This is a genomic window from Bradyrhizobium sp. UFLA03-84, assembly GCF_002289535.1.
In the GTDB taxonomy this organism is placed as follows: Bacteria; Pseudomonadota; Alphaproteobacteria; order Rhizobiales; family Xanthobacteraceae; genus Bradyrhizobium; species Bradyrhizobium viridifuturi.
Genome location: NZ_NSJY01000014.1, coordinates 1,302,642 through 1,321,128, shown reverse-complemented (window position 1 = coordinate 1,321,128; position 18,487 = coordinate 1,302,642). Strand labels below are relative to the sequence as shown.

16 protein-coding genes are annotated in these 18,487 nt (G+C 65.5%); 9 read left to right on the top strand and 7 right to left on the bottom strand.

Features of this window, described 5'->3' with window-relative positions; genetic code table 11:
* The first annotated feature begins 98 nt into the window (after positions 1-98).
* The gene (recG, locus tag CK489_RS27855) at positions 99-2,207 is read left to right on the top strand and encodes an ATP-dependent DNA helicase RecG (RefSeq protein WP_095734507.1); all 2,109 of its coding nucleotides are present in this window, start codon (positions 99-101) and stop codon (positions 2,205-2,207) included.
* 4 nt (positions 2,208-2,211) lie between these two features.
* On the opposite strand, the gene CK489_RS27850 is transcribed toward recG, so the two are convergent.
* The 4 genes from CK489_RS27850 to CK489_RS27840 all read right to left on the bottom strand — a co-directional run bounded on the left by CK489_RS27850 (position 2,212) and on the right by CK489_RS27840 (position 5,560).
* Positions 2,212-2,988, bottom strand: a complete 777-nt coding sequence (locus CK489_RS27850) for a DUF502 domain-containing protein (RefSeq protein ID WP_050630820.1) — start codon at positions 2,986-2,988, stop codon at positions 2,212-2,214.
* Positions 2,989-3,084: 96 nt separating this feature from the next.
* Complete coding sequence (gene glmS, locus CK489_RS27845; RefSeq protein ID WP_050630784.1) at positions 3,085-4,911, bottom strand: glutamine--fructose-6-phosphate transaminase (isomerizing); 1,827 nt, start codon at positions 4,909-4,911, stop codon at positions 3,085-3,087.
* Positions 4,912-5,120: 209 nt separating this feature from the next.
* A complete protein-coding gene (locus CK489_RS41485; protein WP_158226510.1) occupies positions 5,121-5,288 on the bottom strand; it encodes a hypothetical protein in 168 nt (55 codons plus the stop codon).
* Positions 5,285-5,560 (bottom strand): hypothetical protein, encoded by a 276-nt coding sequence (locus CK489_RS27840; protein WP_095734506.1) that lies wholly within the window; start codon positions 5,558-5,560, stop codon positions 5,285-5,287. Before CK489_RS27840 ends, CK489_RS41485 begins: the two co-directional genes overlap by 4 nt.
* A gap of 119 nt (positions 5,561-5,679) precedes the next feature.
* Here CK489_RS27840 and CK489_RS27835 point away from each other — a divergent pair, with 119 nt between their 5' ends.
* Complete coding sequence (locus CK489_RS27835; protein WP_050630786.1) at positions 5,680-6,897, top strand: GGDEF domain-containing protein; 1,218 nt, start codon at positions 5,680-5,682, stop codon at positions 6,895-6,897.
* A gap of 46 nt (positions 6,898-6,943) precedes the next feature.
* A complete protein-coding gene (locus tag CK489_RS27830; RefSeq protein ID WP_050630787.1) occupies positions 6,944-7,198 on the top strand; it encodes a hypothetical protein in 255 nt (84 codons plus the stop codon).
* 127 nt (positions 7,199-7,325) lie between these two features.
* On the opposite strand, the gene CK489_RS27825 is transcribed toward CK489_RS27830, so the two are convergent.
* Positions 7,326-8,120: an adenylate/guanylate cyclase domain-containing protein gene (locus CK489_RS27825; protein WP_095734505.1), complete on the bottom strand. Its 795-nt coding sequence runs from the start codon at positions 8,118-8,120 to the stop codon at positions 7,326-7,328.
* A 284-nt stretch (positions 8,121-8,404) separates the two neighbouring features.
* On the opposite strand from CK489_RS27825, the gene CK489_RS41480 reads away from it, so the two are divergent.
* Together CK489_RS41480 and CK489_RS27820 are read left to right on the top strand one after the other, a co-directional pair.
* Positions 8,405-8,575: a hypothetical protein gene (locus CK489_RS41480; RefSeq protein WP_158226509.1), complete on the top strand. Its 171-nt coding sequence runs from the start codon at positions 8,405-8,407 to the stop codon at positions 8,573-8,575.
* 431 nt (positions 8,576-9,006) lie between these two features.
* On the top strand, positions 9,007-9,345 hold the full coding sequence (locus tag CK489_RS27820) for a hypothetical protein (RefSeq protein WP_063781902.1): 339 nt from the start codon (positions 9,007-9,009) through the stop codon (positions 9,343-9,345).
* A gap of 222 nt (positions 9,346-9,567) precedes the next feature.
* Here CK489_RS27820 and glmU read toward each other — a convergent pair whose 3' ends face one another.
* Positions 9,568-10,926 (bottom strand): bifunctional UDP-N-acetylglucosamine diphosphorylase/glucosamine-1-phosphate N-acetyltransferase GlmU, encoded by a 1,359-nt coding sequence (gene glmU / locus CK489_RS27815; protein ID WP_095734504.1) that lies wholly within the window; start codon positions 10,924-10,926, stop codon positions 9,568-9,570.
* A gap of 210 nt (positions 10,927-11,136) precedes the next feature.
* On the opposite strand from glmU, the gene CK489_RS27810 reads away from it, so the two are divergent.
* The gene (locus tag CK489_RS27810; RefSeq protein ID WP_095734503.1) at positions 11,137-12,528 is read left to right on the top strand and encodes a hypothetical protein; all 1,392 of its coding nucleotides are present in this window, start codon (positions 11,137-11,139) and stop codon (positions 12,526-12,528) included.
* Between the two features lie 94 nt (positions 12,529-12,622).
* Positions 12,623-13,003 (top strand): hypothetical protein, encoded by a 381-nt coding sequence (locus CK489_RS27805; protein WP_050630792.1) that lies wholly within the window; start codon positions 12,623-12,625, stop codon positions 13,001-13,003.
* On the opposite strand, the gene CK489_RS27800 is transcribed toward CK489_RS27805, so the two are convergent.
* Positions 12,963-14,591, bottom strand: coding sequence for a glycoside hydrolase family 17 protein (locus tag CK489_RS27800; RefSeq protein ID WP_095734502.1), 1,629 nt, complete (start codon positions 14,589-14,591; stop codon positions 12,963-12,965). The two genes, CK489_RS27805 and CK489_RS27800, sit on opposite strands and share 41 nt — an antisense overlap.
* A 245-nt stretch (positions 14,592-14,836) precedes the next feature.
* On the opposite strand from CK489_RS27800, the gene CK489_RS27795 reads away from it, so the two are divergent.
* Positions 14,837-15,439, top strand: a complete 603-nt coding sequence (locus CK489_RS27795; protein ID WP_095734501.1) for a beta-1-3, beta-1-6-glucan biosynthesis protein — start codon at positions 14,837-14,839, stop codon at positions 15,437-15,439.
* Between the two features lie 193 nt (positions 15,440-15,632).
* Positions 15,633-18,461 carry a glycosyltransferase gene (locus CK489_RS27790; protein ID WP_095734500.1) on the top strand — a complete coding sequence of 943 codons (2,829 nt, stop codon included), beginning with the start codon at positions 15,633-15,635 and terminating at the stop codon, positions 18,459-18,461.
* Positions 18,462-18,487: the final 26 nt, after the last annotated feature.

Below are 18,487 nucleotides of genomic sequence, written 5' to 3'. Positions count from 1 at the left end.
GCTTGATATAGCGACGGCGACGGCCGATGTCAGCCCTCATTCGCTGCGTTTTGGGGTTTCCTTGCGCGCATGACGTGAGTCGTGTGTAAAGGGCTGCGATGCGCCCAGCCCTGCTCAATCCGTTGTTTGCCCAGGTCACGACGCTTTCGGGCGTCGGCCCGAAGCAGGACAGGCTGCTGCGCTACCTGCTCGACCGCAGCGAGACGCCGCGGCTGGTCGATCTGCTGCTGCATCTGCCGGCGAGCGTGATCGACCGCCGAGCCCGGCCGAAGATCCGGGATGCTGTGGTCGGAACCATGGTGACGCTGGAGGTCACCGTCGACCGCCATCGCCCGCCGCCGCCGCGCAATTCACGCGCGCCCTACCTTGTATATGCCAGCGACGACACCGGCGATGTCGTGCTGACCTTCTTCCGCGCCCAGCCCGGCTATGTCGAGAAGCTGCTGCCGGTCGGCGAGAAGCGTTACGTCTCGGGCACGCTGGCGATGTATGACGGCACCCCGCAGATCGTGCATCCCGATCGCGTCGTCGACGAAGCGGGCTTTGCAAAACTCTCCGGCATCGATCCGGTCTATCCGCTGACGGAGGGGCTGGCGATCGGCTCGCTCCGCCGCGCGATCGCGCAGGCGCTGACCAAGCTGCCGGATCTGCCGGAGTGGATCAGCCCCGAGGTGGTGCGCCGCTGCAACTTCCCGCCGATCCGGGAGGCGCTGACCCGCGTCCATGTCCCAGTCGAGCTGAGCGACATTTTGCCCGACGGTCCGTTCTGGTCGCGGCTTGCGTTCGACGAACTGCTCGCCGGCCAGCTCGCGCTGGCGCTGATCCGCGCCACGCTGCGCCGCCCTGCCGGCGTCCGCAATGCCGGCGACGGCCATCTGCGCAACAGGATCATCGATGCCCTGCCCTATGCGCTGACCAAGTCGCAGCGCGAGGCGGTCGCGGCGATCACGGAGGATCTGCGCCAGCCGGTGCGGATGCTGCGCCTGGTGCAGGGCGATGTCGGTTCCGGCAAGACCGTGGTGGCGCTGCTGGCGGCCGCCGCCGTCACGGAGGCCGGCAAGCAGGCGGCGCTGATGGCGCCGACCGAAATCCTGGCGCGCCAGCACATCAAGACCATCGCGCCGCTGGCCGAGCGTGCCGGCATGCGGGTTGCGATCCTCACCGGCCGCGAGAAGGGCAAGGAGCGCCGCGAGCTGCTGGCGCGGCTCAAGGCCGGCGAGATCGATCTGCTGGTCGGCACCCATGCACTGATCCAGGACGACGTCGTCTACAAGGATCTGGCGCTCGCCGTGGTCGACGAGCAGCATCGCTTCGGCGTGCGCGAGCGCCTCGCGCTGACTGCCAAGGGCGAGGCCGTCGACGTGCTGGTGCTGAGCGCGACGCCGATCCCGCGCACGCTGGTGCTGACCTATTTCGGCGACATGGATGTTTCGGAGTTGCGTGAGAAGCCCGCAGGCCGCCAGCCGATCGATACGCGCGCGGTGCCAATGAGCCGGATCGAGGACGTCATGGACGGCGTCGGCCGCGCGCTCAGCGCCGGCAAGCTGGTCTACTGGATCTGCCCGCTGGTCGATGAATCCGAGGCCGAAGGCACCGAGCACCTCACCAACGCCACCGAACGTTTCGAGAGCCTGCAGCAGCGGTTCGGCGATCGCGTCGGCCTGGTGCATGGCCAGATGAAGGGCGCCGAGAAAGACCGCGTCATGGCGCAGTTCGCCGCGCATGAAATCGGCCTCCTGGTGGCAACGACGGTGGTCGAGGTCGGCGTCGACGTGCCGGCGGCGACCATCATGGTGATCGAGAACGCCGAGCGTTTCGGCCTCGCGCAACTGCATCAATTGCGCGGCCGCATCGGCCGCGGCTCGGAGGCCTCGACCTGCCTTCTGCTCTACAAGGAACCGCTCGGCGAGATGTCGAAGGCACGGCTGAAAGTGATCCGCGAGACCACGGACGGATTCCGGATCGCCGAGGAGGATCTGAAGCTGCGCGGCGAAGGCGACGTGCTCGGCATCCGCCAGAGCGGCCTGCCCGGCTACCGCATCGCGCGCTCCGAGGTACACGGCCAGCTCATCACCCAGGCTCGCGATGAGGCCTTGCGGATCATGAAGGACAATCCGAAGCTGAAAGGCGAGCGCGGCGAAGCGCTGCGCGTCCTGCTCTACCTCTACGAACGCGACGAGGCCGTCCCGCTGATCGGCGCGGGCTGAAAAATCAGCCCTCGACCTTGGCCGGCGCGGCGGGCTGCAACGAGGCCTGGTTGGCGATCCGCGCGGCGTTGGCCATGCCGGCAAGCGCTGCGGCGCGCTTCTGATCGTTGGTGCCGGGCTGCACCACGCCGGCCGACATGATCAGCGTCGCGGCATCCTCGGTGCTCATCTCGATCTCGATGATCTTGCTCTTCGGCACGTAGAAGAAGAATCCGGTGGTCGGGTTCGGCGCGCACGGCAGGAACACCGAGATATGCTCCTCGCCTCCGGGGAAGCTGGCGGCGAGCTCGGCGCTCGGCGCCTGCGAGATCAGCACGATCGACCACATCCCGGGCGAGGGAAACTCGACCAGCCCGACGCGGCGGAAGCTCGAGCCGTTGCCGGAGAACAGCGTCTCGAACACCTGCTTCAGGCCGCGATAGATCGCACGCACCGCGGGAATCCGCCCAAGCAGCCGCTCGCCGAGATCGACCAGGGTGCGCCCGATCAGGTTGGCGGTGAGGAAGCCGAGCAGCGTCAGCGCGATGACCGCGACGATCAGGCCGGAACCGGGCAGCCCGAACGGCAGATAGGTCTCCGGCCGGTAGGCGGTCGGCACGAACGGGCGGACCAGGTTGTCGACCCAGTTCACGAACCACCAGGTCAAATACAGGGTGATCGCAACCGGCCCGGCCACCACGAGGCCGGTCAGGAAATAGTTGCGGAAACGCGCCATCAGCCCGCGCGGGTGGTCCGGATGCAATTCGCCAGACGGGTCAGGAGGCACTTGATCGGAGGTCATTGCGGTTCCAGGGTCGTCGAAGCGGCCGTAGTCCACCACCCAGCTAAGCCATTCCAGCGGATTTTTGAAGGGGCCGCGTGACGGGCCCCCTTGCGGCTATTCGACCGTGACCGATTTGGCCAGATTCCGGGGCTGATCGACATCGGTGCCCATCACGACGGCAGTGTGATAGGCGAGCAGCTGCACCGGGACGGCATAGACCATCGGCGCGAAGGTCGCCCCCATGTCCGGCATCACGATCGTCACCAGCGACTGGATGGTCGCCTCCGCGGCGCCCTTGGCGTCCGTCATCAGGATGATCTTGCCGCCGCGGGCGGCGACTTCCTGCATGTTGGAGACGGTCTTCTCGAACACCTTGTCGTAGGGGGCGATCACCACCACCGGCATGTGCTCGTCGATCAACGCGATCGGGCCGTGCTTGAGCTCGCCGGCGGCGTAGCCCTCGGCGTGGATGTAGGAGATTTCCTTCAGCTTCAGCGCGCCTTCCAGCGCCAGCGGATAGCTGGTGCCGCGGCCGAGATAGAGCACGTCGCGCGACTTCGAGATCTCGCGCGCCAACTTCTCGATCTGCGGCTCGGTGGTCAGCGCTTCCGACATCAGCCGCGGGATCTCGACAAGGCCGTGCACCAGCTTGGTCTCGTCGGCATCGGACAGCTCGCCGCGGGCCTTGCCGGCGGCAACCGCGAGCGAGGCCAGCACCATCAGCTGGCAGGTGAACGCCTTGGTCGAGGCGACGCCGATCTCGGGACCGGCCAGCGTCTGCAATACGGTCTCGCTCTCGCGCGCGATCGTCGAGGTCGGCACGTTGACGACCGACAGCGTGTGCGCGCCCTGCGCCTTGGCGTAGCGCAGCGCCGCCAGCGTGTCGGCGGTCTCGCCGGACTGCGAGATGAAGATCGCAAGGTCGCCCTTGCGCAGCGGCGCCTCGCGGTAACGGAATTCGGAGGCGACATCGAGCTCGACCGGCAGCCGCGCCAGCCGCTCCAGCCAGTATTTCGCGACGAAGCCGGCATAGCTCGCGGTGCCGCAGGCGGTGATCGAGATACGCTGGATGTCCTTGAAGTCGAACGGCAGCTTGACCGGCATGGTGACGCGCTCGGTCGCCATGTCGACATAGCGCGCGAGCGTATGCCCGACCACTTCCGGCTGCTCGTGGATTTCCTTCGCCATGAAGTGGCGATAGTTCGCCTTGTCGACCAGCGCCGTCGCGGTCGTATGCTTGATCGCCTCGCGATGGACGATGGCGTTGTCCTTGTCGAAGATCGTCGCGCCCTTGCGGTTCAGCACCACCCAGTCGCCGTCCTCGAGATAGCTGATCGTGTCGGTGAACGGCCCGAGCGCGATCGCATCCGAGCCGAGATACATCTCGCCCTCGCCGTGGCCGACCGCGAGCGGCGGGCCGTTGCGGGCGCCGATCATCAAATCGTCCTCGCCGGCGAAGATGAAGCCGAGCGCGAACGCGCCGCGCAGCTGCGACAGCACCGCCCTCACCGCCTCGACCGGCGCGACGCCGCCCTTGAGCAGATTGTCGACCAGATGCACCACGACCTCGGTGTCGGTCTCGGTCGCGAACTTCGCACCCTTGGCTTCGAGGTGCTCGCGCAGCTCGCGGAAATTCTCGATGATGCCGTTATGCACGACGGCGACGCGTTCGGTGGCGTGCGGATGCGCGTTGTTCTCGGTCGGCCTGCCGTGGGTGGCCCAGCGGGTATGGCCGATGCCGGTGTGGCCACCGAGCGGCTTGGCCTCCAGCCGGGTTTCCAGATTCTTCAGCTTGCCCTCGGCGCGGCGCCGCGCCAGGACGCCGTTCTCAAGCGTCGCGACACCGGCGGAATCATAGCCGCGATATTCGAGCCGCTTCAGCGAATCCACCAGTTGCTCCGCGACCGGAGCGCGTCCAAGAATGCCGACGATGCCGCACATGCGGTTCAATGTCCCCAAAAATCGCCGAAAATTTGCCAAAGCGGCGACACGGTCCCTTAACGGGAATCGCCGGTCGCAAGATACTCAATAATTATTGCCGATTGCGACAGTCTTAAACGGCAAGGTTGATGCGAAAGGCTGGTTAATCGGGGCTAACTAATTTGGCAAGAGTGCGTCGGCGGCACTGCCGTCGGCGGCCCAGCTTGGCTCTACCCATGCATCCTGGCGTAGGCGAATATGGCCACGAGGCCCCAGAATATCATTCCGCTGATCATCGCCACGATCTCGTACGGCCGCACGCCGACGAGGCCCCACAGCCCGCGACCGGTCTTTGTGAAGATCGCTTCGATCAATGCCTGGATTAGATATTCGCTCACGGTTCCCAACCCCGACCACGCAACCAAACGTCGCGGCACGTGACGAGCATGCCGTGCAGTCCGGTCTTGAGGAAAAACAGATAGAGCGCGAACAGCAGCACGAAGCTGACCCGATCGTCGCCCCAGGACATGAACTCCGGTTGATCGGATGTCTTCCGGGCCAGCACCGCCAGCTGTCCGGTCTCTGCCCATTGGCAGAGACGCGCGGCGCTAAAATACGTCACCAGGCTGCAAAAGATTCCGGTCAGAACAGTCGCGGCATGTTTGCGCATGGTGCGTTTTGCACCACCGCCACCTAAAGGCGATGAAACCGCCGCGGGCAAACGCCGTTAACCGCGTCAACGCAGCATTAACGCCTTTCGGCGAGGGTGCCGCCGCCGGAGGTACCCCGATGGATACTGCGCATGATCGCGAGGCACGTCGCCTCGATAAGCTCGCGGAACTCGACGTCCTCGACACGCCGCGTGAACTGGCCTTTGACCGCCTGACCTCGCTATGCCGCAAGATGTTCCGCGTGCCGATGTCGACGCTGACCTTCATCGACGGCCACCGGCAATGGTTCAAGGCCTCCGACGGACTGGACCTGCGCGAAACCGACCGGCGGCCCGCGCCGTGCAATGTGACCATCACGCTGGATGAGCCGCTGGTCGTCCCCGACATGCTGCGCGACGCCCGCTTCGCGGACAACATCTTCGTCCGCGGGGCGCCGTTCGTGCGCTTCTATGCCGGCGCACAGCTCAAGGTGTCCGGCACCGTGATCGGAAGCCTGTGCGCCATCGACACACGCCCTCGCGATGACTTCGGCGCCGAGGAGACCAGCATGCTGGTCGACCTGGCCGCGATCGCCGTCGATGAATTGAAGCTGCGGAACCTGTCCATGCAGGACGCCCTCACCGGCTGCTCGTCGCGGCGCGCCTTCCGCGGCGAAGGCGAACGGCTGACTGCGCTGGCGACGCGGCATATCAGCCCGCTCGCCTGCGCGGTGCTCGATGTCGATCACTTCAAGCGGGTCAACGACACCTACGGGCATGCGGTCGGCGACATGGTGCTGGCGGCGGTGGCGGAGGCCGCACGCTGCGCGCTGCGCGGCTCCGATTTGATCGGCCGGCTCGGCGGCGAAGAGTTCGGCATCCTGTTGCCGCACACCAAGCTCGAGCAAGCGATGGGCGTGCTGGAGAAGGTGCGTGCCGCCGTTGCGGCGACACGGATCGAGACACCGGCCGGCACCATCGGCGTCACCTGCAGCCTCGGCGGCGCGGTGCTCTCGCCGGGCAATTGCTTTGACGACATGCTGCGCAACGCCGACCTTGCGATGTACGGCGCCAAGCAGGCCGGCCGCAATCAGGCGCTGGCCTGGGTCGACCGCGCGCCGTCGATTGCGCCGACCGCGCGGCGCGTGTTCAAGGCCGGCACGATCAGCTTCAATGCCGGCCATTCCACGATCGACTGCACGGTGCGCGGCCTGTCGCGCGACACCGCAACGATCGAGGTGCTGTCGACCTCCGGGATTCCCGACCAGTTCAAGCTCGCAATCGCCGCCGACGCACTGTCGCGAGCGTGCCGGATCACTGGAAAGGCCGACAACCGGATCGAGGTCGCCTTCACCTGATCGGCGGTGTCGGTCATTCTCAAGTGGTAGGCAGCGGAGCCTTGCGATGTCGAACGATCAGCCCCCGCCACTCGCAAAACCGTTCTGGCGCCGCGGCCTTGCCGGCTTCCTCGATTTCATCACCGTGTTCTTCGGCGGCGGCTATGCGATCGGGGCCGCCACCGGCCAGACCACCAAGGACGGTTTCAACCTGACCGGCGCTCCCGCGCTGCTGCTGTTCGCGCTGATCGTTGCGTATTTCTATCTCGGCTGGAAGGTCGTCGGCGGCACGCTGTGGCAGCGTATCCTCGGCGCGCGGTAGATAACCCGCTCGTCATTCCCCGGTGTGCAATCGCGCACCTGTGGGCGACGCGTTACGAGCCCGGCAACCAACGGGCCTCAGGACGAGGGGTGAGATGGATTCCGGGAGCTCGCGTAGCACCGGCACCCTAATGCTCGACCCGGTACAGCCGCCAGCGCGCCGGCACGCCCTTGAGCTGATGTGTGCCGCGATCCTTGAAAACGACTTCGGACTCCAGCATCAGGTCCTTGACCGCGCTCGATACCAGGACCTCGCCGGCACGCGCTTTCGCGGCGACGCGCGCGCCGATGTGAAACGCGAGACCGATGACCTCGGCTCCGCTCACCTTGTATTCGCCCGCGTGCAGCCCAATCCTGATCTCGAGCCCCAGCGTGCGCACTGCCTCGCGGATCGCGGTCGCGCAGCGGATCCCGGCCGCAGGCTTGCCGAACGTTGCCAGCACGCCGTCACCCGTCGTCACGACTTCCTTGCCGCGCAAGGCCTTTAGCTCGCGACGAACGGCGGCGTAATAATGATTCATCACCGTCGCCCAACGCGAATCGCCGAGCCGCGCGGCCTTTTCAGTGGACCGGACGATATCGACGAACAGGATCGTGGCGAGCGCCTGCTTGAGCTCCGAGCCTCGATCGGCGGTCCGGCGCCGGTTGGCGATATTTCCCGCCAGCGGTTCGTAGCTATGGCTGCGCCGCCGCGCGACGGCCGCCTTGGTGTAGTCCTGGGCGCGCTGCACCGTGCGGCAACGAATGGTTTTTTCCTGCGGTGGGAACGTCCAGTAGACCTTTCGCCCGGTTCCAGCGCCCTGAACCTCGACGGCGCCCCATTTCAGGAAAATCGTCGTGCCGGCGCGCCGAATGCACCACGCCTTCGACGTGTATCCGGACACGTTCGACTGGTGGACTCCGATGCGGAGGAATTTGGGCATGAGCGTCCGGCCGATCGAACGAGCGCTTGAGGGCTACCTTGGGTAAAGCGTAGTCAGACATTCGCGCATTGGCAACAAGGACGCGCGATCGGCCCCCGGCTTCCCTGCGCCTCTGGTAGACCGACGTGAATGCGAACGTCGTTGCCGGGCGAATAACCCATCGACGCTTCGCATTGCTAGCGCGACTTGGTTCGATCCAATGGAGGGCTGATCGATATGGGATTTGCAGAACGTGACGGCGCGGCGCGATCGTCGGATGGTTCGGCTGCAAGCAGCCTGATCGCGTGCTTGAAGAGATTGCCGACGATGATCCGGCCGTCGTTGCGTTTCTGAACCCGGCGGCGTCGGTGCCGTCCTGCACCAAGCTCGGCCTGAAGCGCGCTTTTGACGAGCTTGGAACGTGGTTCGCTTTCAAGCCAGTACTCGCCACCGAACCGGCCATCCAGGAAGAATGACACCTCTGCATCGAGAACAAGCGGGCCGACAGCTTCACCGTCAAGATGATCGGGAAATGCAATTCACCGACGCAGGGCGACGCTATCTGATCAGCGCCAATACTGGTCTAGGCGGCTGACGGCAGCAGGCCGTCTAGGCGCCGACCCAAGGGAAAAAGCCGCTGGCCTTGGAGCGCCAGCGGCCTTCCGGGGGCATTGTTCGCATAGGGGGACTACGCCTTTATTGCTTAGCCCACCTACCGCCGAGCAACTTGAGCGAGATCAACCCGGCTCCGCATGGCCAGCTGGCACAAACTGCATGTGTTGCGCGAGCGAGCCCGCAGCCCGATCCGTAGTTCCACGGTGCAACTTTCCCGCTAAATTGACTCGCCGTTGTCACAAAGCCGGAGCAGGATTCACACTTGGACGGGAAGCTAGTGGGGATTACGTCCATGGATACTTTCATCGCGCGTGCGAACATCGACCACTGTCTGGACCTTCTGAAGGCCCACGACACATCGGACGAAACGAGAGCGACGGTCACCCGAATACTGATCGAGGAAGAGAAAAAGCTAGGCGACGCACAGGAGGAGCTCCAGTTCGTCGAAAGCAGGGCCGTGGCCTGCCGCGATCGCGCAGAACGTCAACGGCGATTGGCAGACGCGTTAGAGCCAGGGTCGGTAGAACGCCGAGTGGCGGAAAGCCTGCTCATCAACTTCGAATGGCTGGCAAAGTTTGTCCAGGGCTCGTGCGAGCAGATGCGCCGGAAGGCTAATGGTGGCCTGCTCTGAGCGTTTGATGTCCATCAAAGACAGCGTCAAGCAAGCTCGGGCACCATTTCGACCACGTTGCGAATGTCTGGCCAGACATAATGTTATTGGTTCGCGCAACGGAGGGCAGGCTTCATACTAAGCAGGTCCGAAAGAGGCCGCCTCATGGCGGCCTCTTTCATTTCAGGACGCACGAGATGTCGCGCATTCGCGGGTGATGACATCCGGGTTCGGATACGCTGATCACTTCCCCTTCGCCGCCTTCGCCTTCAGCTTCGCCGCGCGGTAGCGCGCTGCGCCGCCTTCGCGGATCGACTGTTCGCTGCGCTCGAGCGCCATCGCATCGTCGGGGACGTCCTTGGTGATGACGGAGCCCGAGCCGATATAGGCGCCCTTGCCGATCGTGACCGGCGCGACCAGCGACGAATTGGTGCCGACGAAGGCGCCCTCGCCGATCAGGGTCTTGTGCTTGAGGAAACCGTCATAGTTGCAGGTGATGGTGCCGGCGCCGAGGTTGGAATTGGCGCCGACATGGGCGTCGCCGACATAGGAGAGATGGTTGACCTTGACGCCGGCCTCGAGCACGGCGGCCTTGGTCTCGACGAAATTGCCGATCCGCGCGCCGTCGCCGAGCGAGGTGCCGGGCCGCAGCCGCGCATAGGGACCGACCGACACCTTCTTGCCGATGCTGGCTTCGACGATGTGCGAGAACGAATGGATCACGGCGCCGTCGTCGATCGAGACGCCCGGTCCGATCACCACGAACGGCTCGATCACGACGTCCTTGCCGAATTTGGTGTCGGCTGCGAGATGGACGGTGTCCGGCGCGATCAGGGTCACGCCGGCCTCGAGCGCGGCCTTGCGCAGCCGCGCCTGCATCACGGCTTCGGCCTCGGCGAGCTGCGCCTTGGTGTTGATGCCGCGCACTTCGTCTTCGCTGGTTTCAATCACGACGGCCTCCAGTCCCATGTACCTGACGATGCCGACGGCGTCCGTCAGATAATATTCGCCCTTGGCGTTGGCGTTGCCGATCTTCTCGATGATCGCGAGCGCCGTCTTGCCGGCGAACGCCATCACGCCGGCATTGCACAGCGCGATCTTGCGCTCCTCGGGGCTGGCGTCGGCCTGCTCGCGGATCGCAACCAGTCTGCCGTTCTCGACCACCAGCCGGCCGTAGCCCGTTGGATCGGCGGCATGGAAGCCGAGCACCGCGAGCGCGGCGCCGTCACGCAGCGGCGCGCGCATCCGCGCAAACGTCTCGGCCGAGATCAGCGGCGTGTCGCCAAACGCGACCAGCAGATCGTCGGCACCGCCTGCGATCGCCTCGCGCGCGGCCAGCACCGCGTGCGCGGTGCCGAGCCGCTCGCGCTGCACGTAGGCCTTGGCGTCGGGCCGCACCCGGCGCGCCTCGGCGGCGACCGCCTCATGGTCGGGGCCGATCACGACCGCGAGTTGCGATCCCTCGCCGCTGGCGGCGGCATTGAGCACATGCGCCAGCAGCGCCTGCCCGGCGACGGGGTGCAGCACCTTCGGCAGCGACGAGCGCATCCGCGTGCCCTCGCCGGCCGCAAGCACCACTGTCAGGCTGGTTCGCGCAGTCATTCGAAAATCCCCGATATCGCGCGATGTTCGCCGCGCCAAGCTTACGTTCAAAGCCTACGTTCAAAGCCTTCTTGGAGGCCGTCTTTAATTGTTTTCCCCGGCAGAAGAAACCGTTTCGCCCTCATGGTCCTGCGGATTCAAGTTCCCGGTCCATTTCCTGTTAATCTTTGCCTCGTGATTCGGCGGGCCTTGAGGAGGGCCAAGCGGGCTTTGGCCAAAGATCGCGACAATCTGGCGGATTTCGACACCGAGAGCACCTCCGGCTTTTTGGCCGAGGAGGATGCTTTTGATCGCCGCATGCTGTGGCGGCTCGGCTCGTGGGGCGTGGCTGCGGTCGGCGCCGTCGTCGTCGCCGTGATGGCGAACCAGTCGGCCCTGACAATGCGGCGCGACCTGGTCGCCGCATCAGACATCGCACGACAGGCCCAGCAACTACAGACGCTGGCGAAGGAAAGCCATAACGAGACGCGCCGGCTCGCTTCCGCGATCGATACGCTCAACGGCGACCGTGACCGGCTCTACTCGCGGGTCACCACGCTGGAACAGGGGCTCGACTCCGTGACCGGCACGATCGGCAAGCAGCCGGCGGCACTCGTGCCGACGCCAGCAAAATCGGCCGCGTCGCCCGACGTGGCCTCGGCCAATGCGGCGCCTGCGGCACCCGCCGTCGCCGCTGTCGCAACCACGCCGCCCGCCGCATCGGACAAACCGGTCGCGGCCGACAAGGCGCCGGCATCCCCCGACAGCAAGGTCTCGGCACCGATCGAGAAGCCGGCAGCCGTGGCCGAAAAGCCCGTGGTGGCCGAGAAGAAGCCGACGCCCGCTACGACCAGGCAACAAGCCGCCGCGGAGAAGCCGCCGGCATCCGACAATCCGCCGTCGGCTTCTCCCAACATCCCATCCGTTGCCAGTCCGATGAGCGCCGCGGCCGCCGTAGCCAGTGCCGAGGATGCAAAAGCTCCCGCGTCAGCGGCGGCTTCCGCACCGGTCGCCGACAAGCCGCCTGCCGAGAAGCCGCTGCTGGCATCGCTCGATGCCGCGGCGAACAAGACGGTCGAAACGGTCAAGCCGCCGACCGCCAATGACGTCAGCGCCGCGCCGATCCCGCCGCTCGTGATCACGCCGGATCCGGACTCCGACGTCGAAGACGACGCGCCGAAGGCGCAGATCCACCGCACCGAGTTCGGCGTCGATCTCGGCACCGCAAACTCGGTCAATGGACTGCGCGCGCTGTGGCGCGGCCTGTTGAAGGCGAAGGCCAACGCGCCGCTGGCCGCGCTGCGGCCGATCATCGTGATCAAGGAAAACAGCAACGGGCTCGGCATGCAGTTGCGCCTGGTCGCCGGACCACTGAACGACGCGGGGACCGCCGCCCGGATCTGCGCCGGCCTCAGCCTCGTGCAACGGACCTGCGAGACGGCGATCTATGACGGCCAGCGGCTGGCCCTGAATGAGCCGCCCGCCGGCACCAGGCCGCCGCAGCCGCACCGGCGGTTGGCGCCGAAGCGCACCACCCTCGCCCCGCCGCCGCAGCCGGTTGCGGAGGAAAAGAAGCCGGAGCCTGCGACAATCTCGTCGATGTTCCGGCGAAACAGCCAATAATCATGTGCGGCAAAGGATTGCGGCCAAATTCTCAACCGATTTCGCTGCTTTGACCGAGCTTGTCCCAGCCCCCGTTCCCGACCATAGTGCCGCGATGACAAAACCTCCGTTCCGCCTCTCCCCCTATCAGGTCCAGTTCCTGATGGTCGTCGGCTTCGTCACCGTCGGTTACGCGTTCTACGTGCGCTATCTGGCGATCGAGTTCTCGCCCGTCGCGCTGGCCTGCGACGCCGGCACGCAGACCATGCTGTGCAAGGCGCGCGCGCTCTCGACCGTGCTGTTCAAGAACTCGGTGTTCGGCATCGCCGCGCTGGTGATTGCGCTGCTGAACCTGATGCGGCCCTCGATCGTGCTGCTCACCGGCGGGCTGATCGCCGCCGGGCTCGGGATCGTGCTCTACAACGTCGTGTTGTCAGGGCTTGCGATCGGGCTGTTCATCCTGGGTTTTGCGCGGCCCGCGCCCGCCACAGCGTAGCTGATAGCAAGAGATACATCACACAAGTCCAGTCCGACTGCCAGTTGATCGTGCCCTCGTTGTAGATCGTGTAGAGGGCGGCGATCGCGAGCACGCCGGCGAACACGGATTCGGCGAGCGGCCGGATGCCTTCCTTGGGGCGGTTGAGCATGGTCAGCAGTGCGAACGGCACCACGGCCATGGTCAGCGAGGCATACGGGAAGTCGCGATAACGCGGATCGAAGGCGAAGCCGAGCGCGGTCTCGGCGGCGATGACCGTGGTGATGGCCAGCACGATCGCCAGCAGCGCGCCGATCGCGCCCTTGCCGCGATAGTCGCGCGGTCCGATCAGTTCCAGGAAGGTCGGCAGCGAGCGTCCGGCGATCAGCGCATGCGCCGTCAGCAAGGGCGCGATGATCGCGGCCGCGAGCAGCACGCCCCAATGCAGGAAGCCACTGGTGCCGTAGCTCTCGTAGTACATCTTGTCGCCGGCGATCCCGAGCAGCGTCCCCGCCGTCGTCGCCGAAATGGCGACCGCGATCCAGGCCGACGGCCGCGGCGTCCAGGGCCGGCGGCGCAATGTCAGCCAGGCCACCAGGAATGTTGCGATGGACAGCGCCATGCCGCCCGCCATCTGCAGCTTCCACTCCGGATAGTTGGTGATCGCAACGCCGGGCGGATACTTCACCTGCCGCTTCACCGAATCGAACAGGCCCCAATTGCCGCCGACCGTGCCCTCGAGCTTGCGCTTCCAGGGCTGGTCATAGGCCTCGATCAGGTTGACGCGGAATCCCTCGCGCTTGGCGAGGTCGAGGATCTCGGACACCACCCGCGCCTGGTTGGTGCGCGACGGCAATGCGCCCTCCCGCATCCGGCCCTGGCTCGGCCAGCCGGTCTCGCCGATCAGGATCTCCTTGCCCGGGAACGTCACCGCCATCCGCTTGCGGATATCGTCGACATGCGCCGCGGCGTACTTGGCCTTGATCGGGATGTCTTCCCAATACGGCAGGATGTGAATGGTGACGAAATCGACCGCGTCATAGATCTCGCGGTTCTTCACCCAGTATTCCCAGACGTCGGCATAGGTGACCGGGATATTGCCGGCCGAAGCCTTCACCGCGCGGATGTTGCCGGCAAGATCGGCGGCTGTCATCTCGCCGCGCAGCAGCACTTCATTGCCGACGATCAGCGAGGTGACGACGCCGGGATATTCCTTGGCGAGCCGCACCGCGATCGCGATCTGCTGCAGGTTCTTGAAGCGGTTGCTGCTGAGCCAGATGCCCTGCATCACCTTCAGTCCGACCTTGGCCGCGACGCCGGGCACCTGGTCGAGGCCGTTCTCGATCGAATATGTGCGCACGCAGTCGGTGACCTTGGCGAGATCGGCAAGGTCCTGCTCGATCTGCTCGACCGGAATCTGGGTGGTGGGATCGAGCGGCGTCTGGGCGCCGCGGAACGGCGTGTAGGACACGCATTGCAGTTTTGCGGCGGGATCGATCGGCGCACGCGCGAGCGTAATCGGCGTGGCGAGCCACCACCACACGGAAGCAATCACGGCGAGCGAGATCAGGAGAAGCGCCAGCGGCGTACGAAGCGAAATCGGTTCCATCCTCCGGGGGACCGTCGAATTAGCCGGTCACGGCCCGTCTGCCAAGAGTAGGATTAGGTCAATACCATGGTTGTCCTGCGGCAGTTTCGCACTGGATCGATAAAGTTGTGAGTTTGCTGGACAAAATACCAAATTCCAGTCATCTGACTCCGCCAGAGTCTCCGCCGCACTGGAGACCTATTTGGACGGCATCACGCGAGCCGTTAGGATGATCCCGCGGGGGCAGGAACATTATCGGGGAATACATGCGTCGACGGCTGCTTGAGTTGAAGAACACTGCTTTGCGTCATCTTGCCGTAACCGGCCTTGTGGCCAGTCTTGCGCTCCTGACCGGAGCCGGCGGCGCTTTCGCCCAGAGCGGCACACCGAATCCGCCGGACCAGGCCAAACAGCAGGCCGACGCCAATGCCAATGCCGCACGGGAAGCCAACCAGCGCAAGGTCGAGGAATTCGTCGAGGCCCAGCAGGCCATCAACGGCCCGGCCGGCAACCCGGAATGCGTCTGGCTCGGCCGCCGTGTGGTCCGCCTGATGTGGAACGACGACCTCGATACCGCGTTCCGCCACCTCGACCTCTATGATCGGTTCGGCTGCCCCGGCGGCCACGTCCAGGCCGCGTTCCGCTGCCTGACCCGGTTCGGCGCCCAGATCGACGACAAGGTGCGCGGCAGCCTCGACGGCCGCATCCATGCCTGCTGGATCAATCCGGGCGCCCAGCCGCAGGCCGCGACAGCCGCCGCTGCGCCCAGCCCGGCGCCGTCGACGGCCGGCAATGCCGCGCCCACGCCGGCAGCGTCGCCCTCGCCTGCGCCGACCCCGTCGGCGTCACCCGCGCCGGCGTCGAAATAGGCGCCTCGCCCGATCGGGTCCGGCCGCGATTTTTTTCGCGGCTGGAACGGCTTGCGCCCTTAAAACGCCATTGCGGCATACCAGTTGTTAAATCGGATGGCGGAGATATCTTTCCCTCCGCCGCCATGTTGGTCGAACCCAGGGGACGGGTTCGCTTAGTCCTCAATCTCAGGCCCCGTATGGTTTAACCGCGATGCGCGCCGTCGTCGCCGTCCTGTTGCTTGTCACCGCCGCTCACGCCGCTCTGTGGGGTCTCTTCCAGGAGAAGCAGTCGGCGCCCGATTTCCGTGGCACGCTGCCGAGCCTGTCCTACGCTCCGTTCGAGTCGGGCCACACCGTTGCTGATGTTGCCGCGGACACCGAGAAGGTGCGCACGGATCTCAGGAAGCTCTCCACGCTGACCAAGGCGGTTCGCCTCTATTCGTCGACCGAAGGCAACGAACTGGTGCCGCCGGTTGCCGCCGAGTTCGGCATGAAGGTCACGGTCGGCGCCTGGATCGACAAGGACGCCAACCGCAACAACCGCGAGATCGACGCCGCGATCAACCTCGCCAAGCGCAACAGCAACGTCATCGGCATCGTGGTCGGCAACGAAACCGTGTTCCGCGGCGAGCAGGTCCCGCTGGAAAACCTCGGCTCGGTTCCGGAGGTCGGGGTGCCGCCGGAGGAATCCGAGCGGATCCTGCGCGAGGAGGCGCAGCGCCTGCACGACGCGGAAACGCAGCCCGAGGACAAGCGCGCCGAGGCGATCAAGTGGGCGATCGCCGAAAACAACGTGCACCGGCTGATCAAGGTGATCCAGCGCGTCAAGAAGTCGGTCAACGTTCCCGTCACAACCGGTGAAATCTGGAACATCTGGCGCGACCATCCGCAGCTCGCCAATTCGTCCGACTTCATCGCCGCGCACGTGCTGCCGTACTGGGAAAACTTCACCGACAAGCAGGCGGTGGACCAGGCGGTCGACCGCTACAATTTGTTGCGCGACTCCTTGCCCGGAAAGCGCATTCTGATCGCCGAGTTCGGCTGGCCGAGCCAGGGCTACAATCTGCGTAGCGCGGAACCCGGTCCGTTCCAGCAGGCCACGGTGCTGCGCAACTTCGTCACCCGCGCCGAAGCCATCGGCATGGACTACAACATCGTCGAAGCCATCGATCAGCCCTGGAAGTTCTTCGAAGGTGGCGTCGGTCCCTATTGGGGCATCCTCAATGCCGACCGTGAGGCGAAGTTCGCCTGGACCGGCCCGGTCACCGACCTGAACTACTGGAAGATCGCGATGGTCGCGGTTCTCGTCGGCCTGTTCATGTCGCTGCCGATCCTGCGGCTGGACCAGCCGACCGTGATGCAGGCCCTGCTGCTGTCGGCGGCAGCCAACGGCGTCGGCGCCTGGGCTGCGACCGTGTTCTCGTACTGGACCACGCACTATTTCGTCTGGGGCTCGGCCTTCGCGCTCAGCCTCGGCCTCGTGCTGCTGGTGCCGCTGGTGCTGATCGCGATGGCGCGGATCGAGGAGATCGCGGCGGTGGCGTTCGGCCGCGGCCCGCGCCGGCTGATCGGCAAGAGCGCGCCGCTGGCGCCCGCGACGATCGGCGAGAATGTGAAGTTTCCGAAGGTCTCGATCCACATCCCGGCTTATTTCGAACCGGTCGAGATGCTGAAGCAGACGCTCGATGCGGTGTCGCGGCTCGACTATCCGAATTTCGAGTGCGTCTGCATCATCAACAACACGCCGGATCCCGAGTTCTGGCGGCCGATCCAAGATCACTGCCGGCAGCTCGGCGAGCGCTTCAAGTTCATCAACGCCGAGAAGGTGCAGGGCTTCAAGGCCGGCGCGCTGCGGATCGCCATGGAGCGGACCGCCGCGGATGCCGAGATCATCGGCATCATCGACGCCGACTATGTCGTGCACCCCGACTGGCTGAAGGATCTCGTGCCGGCCTTCGCCGATCCGCGTGTCGGCCTGGTGCAAGCGCCGCAAGAGCATCGCGACGGCGACCGCTCGCTGATGCACTACATCATGAACGGCGAATATGCCGGATTCTTCGACATCGGCATGGTCCAGCGTAACGAGTTCAACGCCATCATCGTGCACGGCACGATGTGCCTGATCCGCCGCGCCGCGATGGACAAGGCCGGCGGCTGGTCCTCTGACACGATCTGCGAGGACACCGATCTCGGCCTCTCGATCCAGCAGGCGGGCTGGCTCACGCACTACACCAATGTGCGCTACGGCGAAGGCCTGTTGCCCGACACCTATGAGGCGTTCAAGAAGCAGCGCCACCGCTGGGCCTATGGCGGCTTCCAGATCGTCAAGAAGCACTGGCGGCGCTTCCTGCCCGGCGCGAGCCGGCTGACGCCCGATCAGCGCCGCGAATTCTCGCTCGGCTGGCTCAACTGGCTCGGGGCCGAAAGCCTCGGCGTCGTGGTCGCGATCCTCAACTTGATCTGGGTCCCGATCGTCGCCTTCGCCGACATCGCGATCCCCGACAAGATCCTGACGCTGCCGATCATCGCCTCCTTCATCGTCTCGCTGGTGCATTTCGTCGCGCTCTACCGGCTGCGGGTCAACATCAAGGCCGGCCAGATGCTGGGCGCCATGATCGCGGCGATGAGCGTGCAGTGGACGGTGTCGCGCGCCGTGGCGCAGGGCCTGATCACCGAGCATCTCGCCTTCGCCCGCACCTCGAAGGGCGGCCTGTCGCGGATGTCGATCGAATTCCAGGCGTTCTGGGAAGCCGTGATCGGCGCGCTGCTCCTGATCGGCGCCGCCGTGCTGGTCGTCACCAACGGCTACAAGCAGGTGCGCGAGATCTACATCTTTGCCGGCGTCCTGGTGTTGCAGAGCTTGCCGTTCCTGGCAGCGGTCGCGATCGCGATCCTGGAGAATTCGCGGATCAACGAGTTCGCGTTCTGGCGCAACAGCGCGATCCGCACCGCGGAACTGATCGGCTTGCGCCCGGTCAGCCTGCCCTCGGTCGCCGCCCCCTCGCAGCCGGTCGGTTCGGAAATCGGCCGCGACAACTGAGCTACTTCAAGAAACGGCCCTAAGCA